Origin of the sequence: Rhizobium oryziradicis (assembly GCF_001939045.1) — a bacterium.
Classification (GTDB): Bacteria; Pseudomonadota; Alphaproteobacteria; order Rhizobiales; family Rhizobiaceae; genus Allorhizobium; species Allorhizobium oryziradicis.
Genome location: NZ_MKIM01000020.1, coordinates 108964 through 124128, shown reverse-complemented (window position 1 = coordinate 124128; position 15165 = coordinate 108964). Strand labels below are relative to the sequence as shown.

The following is a 15165-nucleotide window of genomic DNA, read 5'->3' as shown; positions in this document are numbered from 1 at the left end:
CGTCAAAAGCAGGATGACTGTTATGGTTTTAATGCTGGATTGACTTGATGGCCGGATAAAGCGCGCGATAGCGCTGATAGGCCGCCTCATAACCGTCTTGCAAAGCGGATACGGGCTCCACCACCGCTTCCGTCGCGGGTGCCGAGCAAACGGAGACAGGATCAGCCCCCGTCGCTGCAATCAGCCCCAGACGGGCCGCACCAAAGGCTGCACCAAAATCGCCGTCGGCTGGCACATCCACCGGAATGCCAAGGGCTGTGGCAATGGATGCCAGCCAATAGCGCGAGCGCGAGCCGCCACCGATGGCGGTAACGCGTGACAAAGACGTGCCTGCGGATTTCAGCGCTTCAAGACTATCGCGAATGGCAAAGCTGACCCCTTCCAACACCGCTTGGGTCAGCACGGCACGAGAGGAGTCATGGCCAAGACCAATGAAAGCACCCCGGATTGCCGCATCATTATGAGGTGTGCGCTCACCGGAGAGATAAGGCAGGAAGGTCACGCCAGTTGGCGCTTGCAACTCATTGCCCAGCTCTGCGGTGAGATTGCCCGCCGATTGGCCGCTGATGCCAGAATACCAGTTCAGCGCATCCGTTGCCGACAAGATCACGCCCATCTGGTGCCAGGTGTTGGGCAGCGCATGGCAAAAGGCATGCACGGCACTTTCCGGCTTAGGCAGATAGGAGCCATTGGCGGCAAACAGCACGCCGGATGTGCCCAGCGACACAAAGGCATGGCCTTCCGCCACGGTGCCCATGCCGCAAGCAGACGCCGCGTTGTCGCCAGCGCCACCGGCCACCACAACATTGGCACCAAGGCCCCATTTGCTCGCAAGCTCGGCACGCAACGTCCCGGCCTGTTCGGTGCCTTCAACAAGACCCGGCATTTGCCGCTCGGAAAGGCCTGTTGCGTCCAGAAGGTCAGACGACCAAGCCCGTTTGCCCGTATCCAGCCAGGATGTACCCGCCGAATCCGACATGTCAGAGAGATATTCTCCCGTCAGCCATAGCCGCAGATAATCCTTGGGCAGCAGCACCTTGGCCACTTTGCCAAACACCTCAGGCTCATTGTTTTTCACCCAAACCAGCTTGGGCGCGGTAAAGCCCGGAAATACGATATTGCCGGTCAGCGCACGAAAGCGTGGATCGGCGTCCAGCGTTGCGGCTTCCTGATGGGAGCGTGTGTCATTCCACAAAATGCAGGGTCGCAGCACCTTGTCTTCGGCATCGATCAAGGTTGCGCCATGCATATGGCCCGATAGGCCAATGCCTTTCACGGCAGCAAGCTCTTTGGGAAACTGCGCTTTGAGACCGGAGATTGCCTCTTCACAGGCCGAAATCCAATCCTGAGGTGCCTGCTCCGACCAGCCAGAATGCGGCCGTGAGACGTTAAGCGCGCCATGGCCAGAGCCGATCACCTTTTGATCGCCGTCCATTAACATGGCTTTGACACCAGACGTGCCGAGATCCAAACCGAGATACATGATCTATTCCTCCATCACCTGCCAAACGTTAAGGCAGGTTATCCTTCAAAAATATGTCGAGCCGAATACGCTCTTGCGCTGCCACCACGGCTGCGCCATCGGCCTTGGCTTTCAACACCCGAATAGTACTTCTTACCTCATGGCCTGCATCCTGATTGAGCACCGCATCCACCAAGCCCACCTCCAGCGCTGCCCGCGTCGTCTGGGTCAGCTCATGGGCAATCACCGAAGGCCGCTTGCTTACCTCCAACGTCTCCAGCGCCCGCACCAGACCGCGGTTACCGGCACCCAGACTGTAAAGCCCAAGAATGTCGTGGCTTGCGAATTGCTCCCGCAACAGCACCTCCACCCGGAGTGGATCATCCAGCCCTTCCAGCACGGGCAATAATGTTAATGAGGGAAACTCGGTTGCCATCACCGCGCAAAAACCCTCAAAGCGCTCGCGATGGTCGCGCACCAGCATGGAGCCCGCCAAAATCGCAACAGAGCCTGAGCGCCCGCTGAGAAAACGCCCCAGCAAGCTTGCCGCCGTGCGGCCCGCTGCAATATTATCAATGCCGGCAAAATGATCGCGCTCGGTGCTGGAGAGATCAGACACCAGTGTCACCACCGGCACGCCTGATTGGCGAAGCTGTGCAACCGCCTCCGCCACTTCAGGTGCGTCCACCGCTACCAGCGCCACACCAGCGGGGCCGGTTTCAGCAACCTGTTGGAGTGCAGCCACAAGCGCTGCCCCATCAAAGGCAGGCACATCCACAATATCAATACGGGTCCGCTCCACCCCTGCCCGGCTGGCCGCATCCAAGACCTGTCGGCGCAATTCACGCATGAAGGAATTGTCGTTGGCGGGCAAAATGAAGGTGAAAGGATAAATGCGGCTCTTGGCCAGATTGGCCGCCGCCACATCGCGCACAAAGCCCAAGGCTTCGACTGCCGCTTCCACCCGCGCCCGTGTTGCAGCACGAACGCCGGGGCGCGCGTTTAACACACGATCCACCGTGGCGAGGCTGACACCGGCATGAGCGGCAATGCTGTGAACGGTCGGTTTCATCACCCCTCCTTGAGCGCGTCACCTCCTTTAAAGGAGAACGCAAACCACGTAAACGGTTTTTTGATGTACGTACCTCAAATTCATAAAAAAAGAAACCGCCGCATCGGGGGGAATGCGACGGTCTCTCCACGGCGGTGGATTTCGAAAAATCAGTGGCCCGCGTCTGCGGGCACCACCGCAGAAGGCTTTTTGATCAGGCTCGTCATCACGGTCAGAATGCAAAAAAGCACGGTAAGCCCAAGAAAAACATCAATAAACGCCATGATCCACGCCTGCTGATTGACCATGCCTGCCAGCTTTTTCAACGCTGCCGCATCGCCGTCCAAACCGAACATGCCAAGCCGACCGGACACTTGCGCAAGCCAGCTCATGGCAGCCGGATTGCTAGGGTTCACATGTTCGACCAATCGGGCGTAATGCTCATCGGTGCGCTGGGTCAGCATGGTGTTGATGATGGCGAGGCCAACAGCACCACCCAGATTACGGGTGAGGTTATAGAGCCCGGACGCATTCTTGATGCGCTCTGGCGGCAAGGTGCCCAGCGCAATATTGTTGATCGGCACCATGCAAATCATCAGGCCACAGCCGCGCAAAATCTGTGGAATCAGCAGCTCATAAAAATCCCAATCAGCCGTCAATCCGGTGACCATATAAGTGCCGACGCCAAAGCTGATAAAGCCAGTGGCCATCATGATGCGCGGGTCCATCTTGACCGACAGTTTACCGGCGATCGGTGCCGTCATAAACATCGCAAGACCGGATACAAACATGGTCTCGCCGATGGCCAAACTGTCGTAGCCACGCACACGCGCAAGATAGAGCGGGTAAAGATAGGTCAAGCCGTAAAGGCCAATGCCCATCACGAATGAAAACAACGAACCAAAGGCAAAATTGCGATTGGTGAATGCCTTCAGGTCAACAATCGGCAACTCCTGGGTGAAGGCTCGGTAGAAAAACACCACACCACCAACAGACATGACAATCGTGCCCCAGATGATCCGCTGATCACTGAACCAGTCTTTGCTGTTGCCCTCTTCCAGCACATATTCCATGGCACCCAAAAACAGTGCCATTGCCAACAGGCCCCACCAATCGAATTTCTTCAACAGCGAGCGGTCTGGCTTGTCAAAATCCACAAAGGACCAAACGGTCAAAGACACGATGATGCCGGGAATGACATTGATCAGAAACAGCCAGTGCCACGACATGGCGTGGCTGATATAGCCGCCAACTGTTGGGCCGATGGTGGGGGCAAGGGTTGCCACAAGACCAATCAATGGCGATACAAAGCTGCGTTTTGAAGGCGGGAAAATCGTAAACGCTGCGGCAAACACCGAGGGAATCATGCCACCGCCGATAAAGCCCTGAATGGCGCGATAGGCGATCATCTGATTGATATCGGTGGCCGTGGCCGCCAGCGCGCTCGACAGCGTAAAGCCTGCCGCAGCCAAGGTGAACAACACCCGCGTTGACAAGATCCGCGCCAGAATGCCCGACAGCGGAATCATGATCACTTCGGCAATCAGATAAGCCGTCTGCACCCACGCGACCTCTTCCGTGCCAGCCCCAAGGCCAGCCTGAATTTCGGAAAGAGAAGCCGAGACGATCTGGATATCCAGGATCGCCATGAACATGCCGAACACCATGGCAATAAAGCCAATCATGACCCGCGGATCGATGGTGTCAGATGGAGCCGCATGCGCGGATGGTGTCACTGTCGTTGCCATGGCCTTCGCCTCGCACTCCGCGTCTTACTTCACGCCATCTTCTTTAGGAGCCGTGCGCGTATCCACTTCAACCACAACGCTCAGACCTGCTTTCAGAAAACCCTTGTCCAGCACATCTTGCGGAATGGCGATCCGAACAGGAACGCGCTGAATGATCTTGGTGAAATTGCCTGTGGCGTTTTCAGGTGGCAGCATGGAAAACACGGAACCAGATCCCGCAGCCAGAGACACAACAGTGCCTTCGATCGGCGTCTTGCCATAGGCATCGACGTGAAGCTTGACCTTTGAGCCTGGAACAATATCGGAAATCTGCGTTTCCTTGAAATTCGCGTCAATATAGAGCTTATCCACCGGCACCAGCGACGCCAAACGCGCACCGCTCGACACCAGATTGCCCTCTTGGACACCCAGATTACCAATCACGCCATCATAAGGTGCGCGCAAAATCGTGAAATCCAGATTGCGCTGGGCCTGCGCAACCGCCAGCTCTTCCGTTTTCACGCCAGCTTCGGCCTCAGCCTTTTGCGCCTTCAGCACTGAAATATTGGCGTTGGCCGATGCAACAGCCGCAACGGCCGCAGCAACATTGGCTTTGCCCGTCTCAAGCGCGGAGGTTGCTGTGTCCAGCTCGGCCTGCGACATGACAGACTGAGCACGAAGATCGGTCACACGCTTGAAGGTCAATTCTGCCGAATGCAGGGTTGCCTGCGCCGCCAGAAGCTGCGCCTGCGCCTGCTGAACAGCCGCTTCGCCACCGATCACTTGTGCGGCCATGCGGTCAACGGTCAGTTTCTGCGTGGCAAGCTGGCTCTGGGCCTGCTCGAGCGCAATGCGATAATCACCATCATCGAGGGTAACCATCACGTCGCCCGCTTTCACGCGCTGGTTATTAGCAATCAAAACAGTTTTTACGTAGCCGGTCACCTTTGGCGAAATGGTTGCGATGTCTCCGGCAATGTAGGCATCATCGGTTTCCACCATGAACCGGCCTTCGGTCCACCAATTGTAGCCGAAATATCCGCCCCCAGCCAGAATCCCAAGCAGGATCACAGGCAAGACGGGGCTACGCTTTTTGGCAGGCTTTGCAACAACCTTGGCAGCTGGTGCTACAGCCTCGCCAGACGTGCCCGCCTGCTTGCTCACGACCTCTTCATGTCCATTGTCAGGGTGCTGTGCAGCATCATCAGAAACACCCGCAGCGCGAACTGCGCCCTTTATTGGAGAGACAGACATCAAAATCACCATCAATGGAACGAAGTAAAATTTAATCGAACGGAACCGTTCGGTTCGATTTGACATAAAGCGTTTTTTACCACATATCAAGTCGCGATCAGGATTTATTGAGCCGATTACACATCTTGAGGTTAATTTTTGGAACACGAAGCCAATATTGCTACGGACAACCAGGAAGAGCAGGACGCCGAAAAGCGCTGTCAGCCCGGCGCAGGTCGCTTCGCAGCGGGAGCAGACCCGGCCAAGCGCGAGCAAATTCTTGAGGGCGCAAGACGGGCATTCATGACCTATGGTTTTGATGCAACCAGCATGAACCACATCACCCGCGAGGCCGGCGTTTCAAAAGGAACGCTCTATGTGTATTTCGAGAATAAGGAAGACCTGTTCTCGGCTTTGATTGAAACCAACAAGCAGAAATTTGCAGCCACTTTGCGCGACATTTTGGCCGAAGAAGGCGATGTCCGCGATCTTCTGCGAAAATATGGCAAGACATTTGCCATCTATATTTTGACAAGCGAGATGACCGGAGCCATCCGCATCCTGCTGGGCGTGATTGATCGCATGCCCAACCTCTGTCGCAGTTTCATGCAATTTGGGCCAGAAAATGCCCGTTCTGTTCTGGAAGCCTTTTTGCAAAAACAGGTCAATCTGGGCAATCTGCACATTGACAATGTGCAACTGGCAGCACGGCAGTTCATTGAACTGGCCACGGGCACGTTTTTCAAAGAAAGGCTGTTTGGCCAGCCCAACGCAGAGGATCTCGAAAAAGAGGTCGACATGGTGATCGACAGTGCTTTGCACCTGTTTCTGCTCGGCTATGGGCCAAAATAAAGCCTCGCTATGGCTCTACTCAAGTGCATGTTCTTGCTTATATAGGCCTCACACCCCGCACACCTTAACAGGCGGGGTCGCGACCGGGGACATAAATGCAAGACATTATCACTTTAGCCAGCAGCCCAGCGGCGTGGATCGCCCTTATCAGCCTCATCGCCATGGAGGTTGTGCTTGGCATCGACAATCTGGTTTTTATTTCCATTCTCTCCAACAAGCTTCCTGCCCAACAGCGGGAAAAAGCAAGACGGATCGGCATTGGCCTTGCCCTTGTCATGCGATTGGCCCTGCTGGGCACGGTGGCCTGGATCGTCAAACTCACCAATCCTGTCTTTACACTGTTTGACCACGGCTTTTCATGGAAAGACATGATCCTGATTGCAGGCGGTCTGTTTCTTGTCTGGAAGGCCACCAAGGAAATTCACCATACCGTAGATCCGGTTGACAAGGACAGCGACTTTCTCACAACCTCAACCACGGCGACAATGGGGGCTGTGGTTGGTCAGATTTTGCTGCTTGATCTGGTGTTTTCGGTGGATAGTATCATCACCGCCGTTGGCATGACAGAGCATGTCATCATCATGGTCATTGCGGTCATTGTTGCCGTCACCGCCATGTTGCTGGCCGCCAATCCACTTGGACGGTTCATCGAGAAAAACCCCACCGTTGTCATGCTGGCTTTGGGCTTTCTGATGATGATCGGCATGACCCTGATTGCCGATGGCATGGGCTTCCATGTGCCAAAGGGCTATATTTATGCAGCCATGGCTTTCTCGGCTCTGGTCGAAGGGCTCAACATGATGGCGCGCCGCAGAAACAAGCGCAAAAGCCCCAAATCAGACGAGCATACGCTGCATTAAAAACTGTCAGCCTGAAGACGCCTGACAGGCGCATCCGCAGCACGCCGTCATCCGCATGGTCGCTATATAAGCGACCATGCAAAAGGCACTGGAACAAATGCACTGTGTGATGCATTCTGCACAAGACCTCGCACCATCAGGACATTCATGACACATCAACAGATATTGGCCTTTATCGTTATCGGCGTGATGATGGTCGCATTCATGTGGGACAAGATACGCTATGATGTGGTTGCGGGCTTGACCCTGCTGGCAGCCGTTGCTCTTGGCCTTGTGCCATCAGACAAGGCCTTTTCCGGCTTTTCGGATGACATTGTCATCATTGTGGGCAGCGCACTGGTGGTCAGCGCCGGTGTTGCCCGCTCCGGCCTTGTTGATGCCGCTATCAAGAAATTCTTTCCCAATCTCGTCTCGCTACGCGCCCAGATGCTGCTTCTGGTGCTGACGGTGACGGTGCTCTCAGCCTTCATCAAAAACATTGGCGCTCTGGCAATCATGATGCCGGTTGCCTTTCAGTTTGCCCGCAAATCCAGCAGAGCGCCCTCCACATTTTTGATGCCCATGGCCTTTGGTGCCCTGCTGGGCGGGTTGATGACGCAAATTGGCACCTCACCCAATATCGTCGTCTCAAGGCTGCGGGGCGAGTTGACCGGCACGCCCTTCACCATGTTTGATTTCACCCCGGTGGGTGCCACGCTTGCCGTGGCCGGTGTGTTGTTCCTGATGTTTTTCTATTGGCTGGTGCCCCAGCGGCAAAACCAGAATCCAACCGTGCAAGAAGCCTTGGGCACTTCAAATTTTGTCACCGAGGCCGCCGTGCCGGAAGGTTCCAGCCTCAAGGGAAAGCCGTTGCGTGATTTGCTGAGCCCTGCCTCGGGCGAGGTCATTGCCACTGCCATCATGCGTGGCCACAGCCGCATCTCGCCCTTTCCCGATATTGTGCTGCAAGCCAATGATACTCTGCTGTTGGAAGGTCCATCCGAGGCACTTGATAGGGTGGTCAGTCAATCGGCCCTCAAGCTATCTGGCAAGAAGGCTGGCTCGAGCAGCGAAATGACCGCCATTGAGGCTGTGGTCGGCCCGACATCCCCGCTGAAAGGCCTGTCTGCGCGGGATGTTTCGCTGTTCAACACCTATGGCATCAACCTTCTTGCCGTCAGCCGCAAAGGCAAGCGCATCAAGGAGCGCCTGGCCGAAGTGATGCTGAAAACCGGTGACGTTGTGGTGTTGCAAGGCCATCGCAAGGCTCTGCCTGCCGTGCTCAAGGAATTGGGATGTCTTCCCTTGGCCGAGCGCGAAATTCTGCTCGGCACCACCCGCAGCATGCTCATCCCCATCTTGATCCTGATTGCTGCCATGGGCTCGACAGCAATCGGCATTGCGCCGGTGGCGGTTGCCTTTTTTGCCGCAGCGGTTGCCATGGTCATTTTCCGCGTCATTCCGCTCAATGATCTCTATCAATCGGTGGACGGCCCTATTCTGGTGATGCTGGCCGCCCTTATTCCGGTCAGTGATACCTTGCGCACCACAGGAGCCAGCGACGTGATTGCGGGCTGGCTTGGCAACGTTGCCCATAATCTGCCGCCTTATGGAGCGTTGACGCTGATTTTGGTGACGGCCATGGCCGTGACACCCTTTCTCAACAATGCCGCCACCGTGTTGGTCATGGCACCGATTGCGGCAAGCTTTGCACATAATCTGGGCTACCGGCCCGACGCATTCTTGATGGCCGTGGCCATTGGTGCTGGCTGCGACTTTCTCACCCCCATTGGCCACCAGTGCAATACGCTGGTAATGGGACCGGGCGGTTACCGCTTTAGCGACTATCCCCGTCTGGGCCTGCCTCTGTCGTTCTTGATTATTGTGGTTGCCATCCCCACACTCATTCTGTTCTGGCCGATAAAATAGCCCCCAAAGCGTGGGGCATGGATTTGTGCCAAAAAAAAAGCCCGCGTCAGAGACGCGGGCTTCAAAGGGGGAGGTTTACAATAATAAAGCTTGACCGGTTAGTGCGGAACCGTTGCCCGATACACATGACGTCAAAAGCGGTAAGGCGGCCGCAGCTGGTATCGTCATATATAAAGGGCACAATCTTTATTATGAGCCTATAACGTCGGTGATAGAGAATGGTTCCACGCTGGGTGCATTTTTTATTATTTTAACGTTTTGAGACCGCGACATTCCCAACGCAGGCCCATAGATTGGGTTTTCCTTGACGCTTGGCGCTGAATATGGCCTAAGGCAAGCACAAGGAAATTTGCTGAAAAATGCGCCTGCTAGAGTTTGTCAGGGAAAGGTGGAACCCGGTTTTACCGATCAGACAAACTCAAACAAAAATCTAGAATCTGTCTTGTTCACATTGAACCAGACAGATTCTAGGAGCATTTCTGCATTTTTTAACATCATCATTCTCAAGGCGAACCTTCGCTTGGCCGCCTGCACGCGAATACGAGAAAAACCATGACCACTTCCGGCGTCCGCGTCCGCATTGCCCCTTCCCCCACTGGCGAGCCCCATGTTGGCACAGCCTATATCGCGCTGTTCAACTATCTGTTTGCCAAAAAACACGGCGGCGAGTTCATCTTGCGCATCGAAGATACCGATGCCACTCGCTCCACCGCAGAGTTTGAGCAGAAAGTGCTGGACGCGCTGAAATGGACCGGGTTGACCTGGGCTGAAGGCCCGGATGTTGGCGGCCCTTATGGTCCGTACCGCCAGTCTGAGCGCAAGGATACCTATCGTCCGTTTGTCGATAAGATGGTCAATGAAGGCAATGCCTTTCGCTGTTTCTGCACGCCGGAGCGGCTGGAGCAGATGCGTGAAAGCCAGCGCGCTGCGGGCAAGCCTCCGGGTTATGATGGTCTGTGCCTGCACCTCAAAGCAGAAGAAGTCACCGCCCGTATGGAAGCCGGCGAGCCTTCGGTTGTGCGCCTTAAAATCCCCACCTCCGGCTCGTGTGACTTCCACGATGGCGTCTATGGCGACGTGTCGATTCCATGGGAAAGCGTAGACATGCAGGTTCTGCTCAAGGCAGACGGCATGCCAACCTACCATATGGCCAATGTGGTGGATGACCACCTGATGAAAATCACCCACGTCGCGCGCGGCGAAGAGTGGTTGGCATCGGTGCCAAAGCACATCCTGATCTACAAATACCTCGGCCTTGAGCCGCCGGTGTTCATGCATCTCAGCCTGATGCGCAATGCCGACAAATCGAAGCTTTCGAAGCGCAAGAACCCAACGTCGATCTCCTATTATTCGGCGCTGGGCTATCTGCCGGAAGCGCTGATGAACTTCCTCGGCCTGTTCTTCATGCAGATCGCGGAAGGCGAGGAACTGCTGGACATGGAGCAGTTGATTGCCAATTTCGATCCTGACAATCTCTCAAAGGCAGGTGCGATTTTCGATATTCAAAAGCTGGATTGGCTGAACGGTCGCTGGCTGCGTGAAAAGCTGACGCCGGAAGAGTATCTGGCCCGCGTGTTTGAATGGGCATCGGAAAACGACCGCCTGACCGAAGCGCTGAAACTGGCGCAGAGCCGCGTGACCAAGCTGGGGGAATTGCCAAACCTTGCAGGCTTCATGCTGTCCAATGATGTGGGCCTGACACCTGCCTCGTTTGCGGGCCTTAAGACCACGCCTGCCGATACGCTGGAAATCGTCACCACCGTTCAAGCCGATCTGGAAAAGATTCTGGAATGGAATGTGGCGACCATTGAAGAAGAGCTGCGCGCCATTTCCGAGCGCATGGGCAAGAAGCTGCGCGTGGTAACACCGCCGCTGTTTGTCGCCGTGTCTGGCAGCCAGCGCTCGCTGCCGCTGTTCGACAGCATGGCGCTTCTGGGTCGTTCTGTGGTGCGCCAGCGCCTTAAAGTGGCCATTCAAGTATTGACGACTATGGCAGGTGCCGTCTGATTGGCAAATCCGATCCCTCCCCATTGCGGGAGGGGTTCCCTTCATTGATTTCAAATTTCGTGCCCGATAGGCGACCAAGATGACCGAAGCAAACACCGAAACCGCCCTCTCCTCCGACGCCGCTGAAGTGCGCCGCCAGAAACTGGCGCTGCTGCGCGAGCAGATTGGCGATGTTTATCCAGCCCATTTCCACCGCACCACCACCACGGCGGAATTGGCTGAGAAATATGCCGAGCTGGAGCCGGACACAGAAGCGGGCGAGACCGTCACGGTTGCTGGCCGCATCTATTCTTCGCGCAATTCCGGCATGTTCATGGACCTGCGCGATGCATCTGGCAAAATCCAGATCTTTTCCCATAAGGACACGACGCCTGAAGAGGCGCGCAGCCTTCTGCCGATGATTGATCTGGGCGATATTATTGGCGTCACCGGTCCTGTTCGCCGCACCAAGCGCGGCGAGCTGACCATCAACGCCGAAACCATCACCATGTTGACCAAGACGCTTCTGCCCATGCCGGAAAAATACCACGGCGTGACCGACATTGAAGTGCGCTACCGCAAGCGCCACCTCGACATTCTGACCAATGACGAATCCAAGCTGCGCTTTCAGCAGCGCTCCAAGATCGTCTCCGGCATTCGCCGCTTTATGGAAAACGATGGCTTCATGGAGGTCGAAACCCCCATGCTGCAATCCATCTATGGCGGCGCGTCTGCCGATCCGTTCAAGACCCATCACAACACGCTGAAGCAGGACATGTATCTGCGCATTGCGCCGGAACTCTTCCTCAAGCGCACGCTGGTGTCTGGCCTGTCCGACAAGATCTTTGAAATCAACCGCAACTTCCGCAACGAAGGCGTCTCCACCCGGCACAATCCAGAATTCACCATGATGGAGTGCTACTGGGCCTATGCCGATTACGAAGACATGATGGATCTGGTGGAGCGCCTGTTTGGCGAGCTGGCCATGCGCATTCATGGCTCCACGGAATTTGCCTTTGGCGACAAGGAAATCTCCTTCAAGGGTCCGTTCAAGCGCGTGCCGATGCCAGATGCTGTCAAGGAAGCCACGGGGATAGACTTCCTGTCCATCAAGACCGACGAAGAAGCCCGCGCAGCCTCAGAGGCAGCTGGCTTTGCCGTTGAGAAAGATTGGACATGGGGCGAATGCCTGTCCTTCATCTTTGAAGAAAAGGTCGAAGGCACGCTGATTCAACCAAGCCATGTGACGCACTTCCCCAAAGACATTTCGCCTTTCGCCAAGGAAGTGCCCGGCGAGCCGCGTCTGGTGGAGCGGTTTGAGACCTATTGCAACGCCTGGGAAATCGGCAATGCGTTTTCCGAGTTGAACGACCCGGAAGAGCAGCGCAAGCGCATGGTCGAGCAGCTGGAACAGGCCCATGCCCGTGGCGAAAAAGACAAGCAGCTGGACGATGAATTCCTCGATGCCATCGATCAGGGCATGCCACCGGCTGGCGGCCTTGGTATTGGTGTAGACCGCTTGATCATGCTGCTGACCAACGCACCATCGATCCGCGACATCATTCTGTTCCCGGCGCGGCGCGCCAAGGCGGATTGATCAGAACACACAGGCTTCCTCTTCTTATCTGCGAGAAGCCTGAGACACGCATGAAAAAGCCCGCCGCGATCCTCTCGCGGCGGGCTTTTTCATGCTGTCGTGTTCAATCCGGATCTGGCAGAAATCAATGCGACTTTTCGTCAACCACCACTGGCTTCTTGCTGTCTTCAGGCTCTTTGGCACCGAAGACCATCGATTTCACCGAGGTCAGTAAGCTTTGATCTTCGACGGGCTCCACAGCGGCCACAATCTCGGCTGGCTTTGTCACGACGGCAGGCATTGTCACAGGCTCAGACGTTGCGTGATCCTCCGGCTTTTGGGCAGCCGCCTTATCGCCACCGTGGGCATCCGCGCTGGGCTTGGCCTCGGTTTTTGGACCTTCAATGCTTGGAACAACAGGTTGCGCTTCGCTATGGGCATCAGCCGCAGGCTTTTCTGGGGCGCCAAAGATCATGCTCTTGATGGAGGCAATCATCCCTGGCTTTTCTTCAGCCGGGGCGGCAGCTTCGCCGCCATGCTCAGCGGCTGGCTTCTCGACGGCCTTCTCCTCACCACCACCGTGGGCGCTTTCGGCAGGTGCTGCATGTTCGCCTTCTTTGGCCTTTGCTTTCAATTCACCTTCCGGCAGAACGGGAACAGGCTTATCGCAGTCAACCTTATCGGTCATTTTGGCCATGATGGCAGCTGCATTGTTGGTTGGCAGGTTAACCGTGGTACCATAGAAATCGCCGGTGCTGTTGGCTCTAGCATCCACGTACCGCGCTGTCAGCTTTGCGCGGGTTACACCAGCAGGCAGCGTTTCAGGGTCGCGAATATAGACAACATCAGCGCCAATGGCACGGCCACGAATGCCTGAGCGGTCGGTTGGGCCGTTTTTATCCACCACCACCACCTGCACCAGATCTACTTTGCGGCTATCGGCAACGGCTTTTGCCACCCGCAATGCGGTTTTGATGCGGCTTACACCATCGGCATGATCAACAGAGACGTATTTGCGCACCCAGACCTGATCTTTGTGATGAATATCAACCGAGCCAACCTCCATGCATGAAAGACCATTCAAATCGGCATAGGAAGGGCCGATCAGTCTATCACGTCCAATAAAGACGGCAGCCGCACCCGTGGCATTGCACACCACGCATACGCCGATAAATATCCATAACATTTTCCGCGTCAGGCGGATCTTGCCAAATAGTTTCTTCATGAGGATACCCATGTCCCGCGAAAAAGGCGCATTGCCCCACGCCTTTCCAACTTCTATTGAGAAGAGAATTGGCGGTATTGCATTGCAGAACACTTAATTTCGGCGGTAACCGGCCACAACAGGCGGTGGAATTTAACAGCGTAGTTAACGCGCCGTTACATCTAAAAATTGAATAAAATTCAGGTTTTAGCGTTTTTCGCCGCGCGCGACACAACATGTTCGCGCCAAACAGTGAAGAGACCAGCCCCCACAACGATGATGGAGCCAAACACCATATTGACTTTTAGCGTCTCTTGGAAAACAACCACTGCGATTATGGATCCCAGCACCAGCTGGAAATATCCTATGGGTTGCAACACGACGGCATCCAGCTTTTCATAGGCCTTGATCAGGCAAAGGTGGCCAACAATTCCCGTGCAACACAGGGCCGCCAGCCAGAACCAATCGGCGCGCGCAACTGGCGTGAAGTAAAACGGTGCCAGGCAATTGGCCCCGACAAAGCCCACCATGCACATGTAGAAAAAGCTGGTAACAGGCGGGTCAGTCCGGCTGACCAGCCGTGTCAATATGCCATAAAACGCGCCAGATACGGCACAAATCAAGGGCAAAATCATCATCGGGTTAAAGCTTCCCGATCGCGGTGACAAAATCAGCAGAACGCCAACCAGCCCCACACAAATCGCCGTCCAGCGCCGCCAGCCCACTTTTTCGCCCAGCATCGGAACCGACAAGAGAGCGATGAAAATCGGCCCTGAGGCAAAAATCGCCTGCGACTGACCAAGCCCGACATAATAAAAGGCCAATATGGACACAATAATCTGCACACCCAGCAGCAAGCCGCGCACAATCTGCAAAACGGGACGTGTGCTTTTCAGCGCAACCTTAAAGCCATGTTTGGAGCGTGCGGCCATAACAAGCGCAAAGGCGGCAAACGCCCAATAGCGCACCGTGGCCACCACAATGGGCGAATAACTATCACCCAGATGTTTTGAAATACCATCCTGAATGGAAAATACCGTGAAAGCGATGAACGCAAAGAGATAGCCAAGCGGGTTCGATTTCATGCACGCCATCAAGATCTGGAGTTCGCCCTCGAGAGATGAAAATCTTTTCGAGAAGGAGAAGAAGCGCCTGCTTCGTTTTCAGATATATCAGCTTTTTCCAGCAAAAGAACTGCCGATCGGCGGGGCAGAACGTGAAAATACACGCAGGCTGGCCTAAAAAGAAAGTCCACCCGGATTTAACCAATAGACCCTATCATGCATGCAGCGTGCGAATTTTGAGG

General features: G+C 55.4%; 12 protein-coding genes. 6 read left to right on the top strand and 6 right to left on the bottom strand.

Going from position 1 to position 15165, the window contains the following annotated elements; all coding sequences use genetic code 11:
• Positions 1 to 28: 28 nt before the first annotated feature.
• From xylB to BJF95_RS02380, 4 genes are all read right to left on the bottom strand, one after another.
• A complete protein-coding gene (xylB, locus tag BJF95_RS02395; protein ID WP_075637842.1) occupies positions 29 to 1483 on the bottom strand; it encodes a xylulokinase in 1455 nt (484 codons plus the stop codon).
• 28 nt (positions 1484 to 1511) lie between these two features.
• On the bottom strand, positions 1512 to 2534 hold the full coding sequence (locus BJF95_RS02390; RefSeq protein WP_075637841.1) for a LacI family DNA-binding transcriptional regulator: 1023 nt from the start codon (positions 2532 to 2534) through the stop codon (positions 1512 to 1514).
• A 149-nt stretch (positions 2535 to 2683) separates the two neighbouring features.
• The gene (locus BJF95_RS02385) at positions 2684 to 4261 is read right to left on the bottom strand and encodes a DHA2 family efflux MFS transporter permease subunit (protein WP_075637840.1); all 1578 of its coding nucleotides are present in this window, start codon (positions 4259 to 4261) and stop codon (positions 2684 to 2686) included.
• A 24-nt stretch (positions 4262 to 4285) separates the two neighbouring features.
• The gene (locus tag BJF95_RS02380; RefSeq protein WP_075637936.1) at positions 4286 to 5494 is read right to left on the bottom strand and encodes an HlyD family secretion protein; all 1209 of its coding nucleotides are present in this window, start codon (positions 5492 to 5494) and stop codon (positions 4286 to 4288) included.
• A 138-nt stretch (positions 5495 to 5632) separates the two neighbouring features.
• On the opposite strand from BJF95_RS02380, the gene BJF95_RS02375 reads away from it, so the two are divergent.
• The 5 genes from BJF95_RS02375 to lysS all read left to right on the top strand — a co-directional run bounded on the left by BJF95_RS02375 (position 5633) and on the right by lysS (position 12676).
• Positions 5633 to 6325 carry a TetR/AcrR family transcriptional regulator gene (locus BJF95_RS02375; protein WP_280950430.1) on the top strand — a complete coding sequence of 231 codons (693 nt, stop codon included), beginning with the start codon at positions 5633 to 5635 and terminating at the stop codon, positions 6323 to 6325.
• A 95-nt stretch (positions 6326 to 6420) separates the two neighbouring features.
• Entirely contained in the window at positions 6421 to 7185 is a 765-nt protein-coding gene (locus BJF95_RS02370) for a TerC family protein (protein ID WP_075637839.1), read from the top strand.
• A 147-nt stretch (positions 7186 to 7332) separates the two neighbouring features.
• Positions 7333 to 9093, top strand: a complete 1761-nt coding sequence (locus BJF95_RS02365) for an SLC13 family permease (RefSeq protein WP_075637838.1) — start codon at positions 7333 to 7335, stop codon at positions 9091 to 9093.
• A 552-nt stretch (positions 9094 to 9645) separates the two neighbouring features.
• Positions 9646 to 11100: a glutamate--tRNA ligase gene (gltX, locus tag BJF95_RS02360; RefSeq protein WP_075637837.1), complete on the top strand. Its 1455-nt coding sequence runs from the start codon at positions 9646 to 9648 to the stop codon at positions 11098 to 11100.
• 79 nt (positions 11101 to 11179) lie between these two features.
• A complete protein-coding gene (gene lysS, locus BJF95_RS02355) occupies positions 11180 to 12676 on the top strand; it encodes a lysine--tRNA ligase (protein ID WP_075637836.1) in 1497 nt (498 codons plus the stop codon).
• A gap of 124 nt (positions 12677 to 12800) precedes the next feature.
• Here lysS and BJF95_RS02350 read toward each other — a convergent pair whose 3' ends face one another.
• Positions 12801 to 13880, bottom strand: a complete 1080-nt coding sequence (locus BJF95_RS02350) for a prolipoprotein diacylglyceryl transferase (protein ID WP_139317377.1) — start codon at positions 13878 to 13880, stop codon at positions 12801 to 12803.
• A 179-nt stretch (positions 13881 to 14059) separates the two neighbouring features.
• Positions 14060 to 14944: a DMT family transporter gene (locus tag BJF95_RS02345; RefSeq protein WP_075637834.1), complete on the bottom strand. Its 885-nt coding sequence runs from the start codon at positions 14942 to 14944 to the stop codon at positions 14060 to 14062.
• On the opposite strand from BJF95_RS02345, the gene BJF95_RS24000 reads away from it, so the two are divergent.
• Complete coding sequence (locus BJF95_RS24000) at positions 14943 to 15101, top strand: hypothetical protein (protein ID WP_175577184.1); 159 nt, start codon at positions 14943 to 14945, stop codon at positions 15099 to 15101. The genes BJF95_RS02345 and BJF95_RS24000 overlap by 2 nt on opposite strands.
• Positions 15102 to 15165: the final 64 nt, after the last annotated feature.

Bases quoted from the DNA above. Each gene is read 5' to 3' on its own strand.
- BJF95_RS02390 (WP_075637841.1), bottom strand. From the start codon at position 2,534: ATGAAACCGACCGTTCACAGCATTGCCGCTCATGCCGGTGTCAGCCTC.
- BJF95_RS02365 (WP_075637838.1), top strand. From the start codon at position 7,333: ATGACACATCAACAGATATTGGCCTTTATCGTTATCGGCGTGATGATG.
- lysS (WP_075637836.1), top strand. From the start codon at position 11,180: ATGACCGAAGCAAACACCGAAACCGCCCTCTCCTCCGACGCCGCTGAA.
- BJF95_RS02380 (WP_075637936.1), bottom strand. From the start codon at position 5,494: ATGTCTGTCTCTCCAATAAAGGGCGCAGTTCGCGCTGCGGGTGTTTCT.
- BJF95_RS02345 (WP_075637834.1), bottom strand. From the start codon at position 14,944: ATGAAATCGAACCCGCTTGGCTATCTCTTTGCGTTCATCGCTTTCACG.
- xylB (WP_075637842.1), bottom strand. From the start codon at position 1,483: ATGTATCTCGGTTTGGATCTCGGCACGTCTGGTGTCAAAGCCATGTTA.
- BJF95_RS02350 (WP_139317377.1), bottom strand. From the start codon at position 13,880: ATGAAGAAACTATTTGGCAAGATCCGCCTGACGCGGAAAATGTTATGG.
- BJF95_RS02370 (WP_075637839.1), top strand. From the start codon at position 6,421: ATGCAAGACATTATCACTTTAGCCAGCAGCCCAGCGGCGTGGATCGCC.
- BJF95_RS02385 (WP_075637840.1), bottom strand. From the start codon at position 4,261: ATGGCAACGACAGTGACACCATCCGCGCATGCGGCTCCATCTGACACC.
- gltX (WP_075637837.1), top strand. From the start codon at position 9,646: ATGACCACTTCCGGCGTCCGCGTCCGCATTGCCCCTTCCCCCACTGGC.
- BJF95_RS24000 (WP_175577184.1), top strand. From the start codon at position 14,943: ATGCACGCCATCAAGATCTGGAGTTCGCCCTCGAGAGATGAAAATCTT.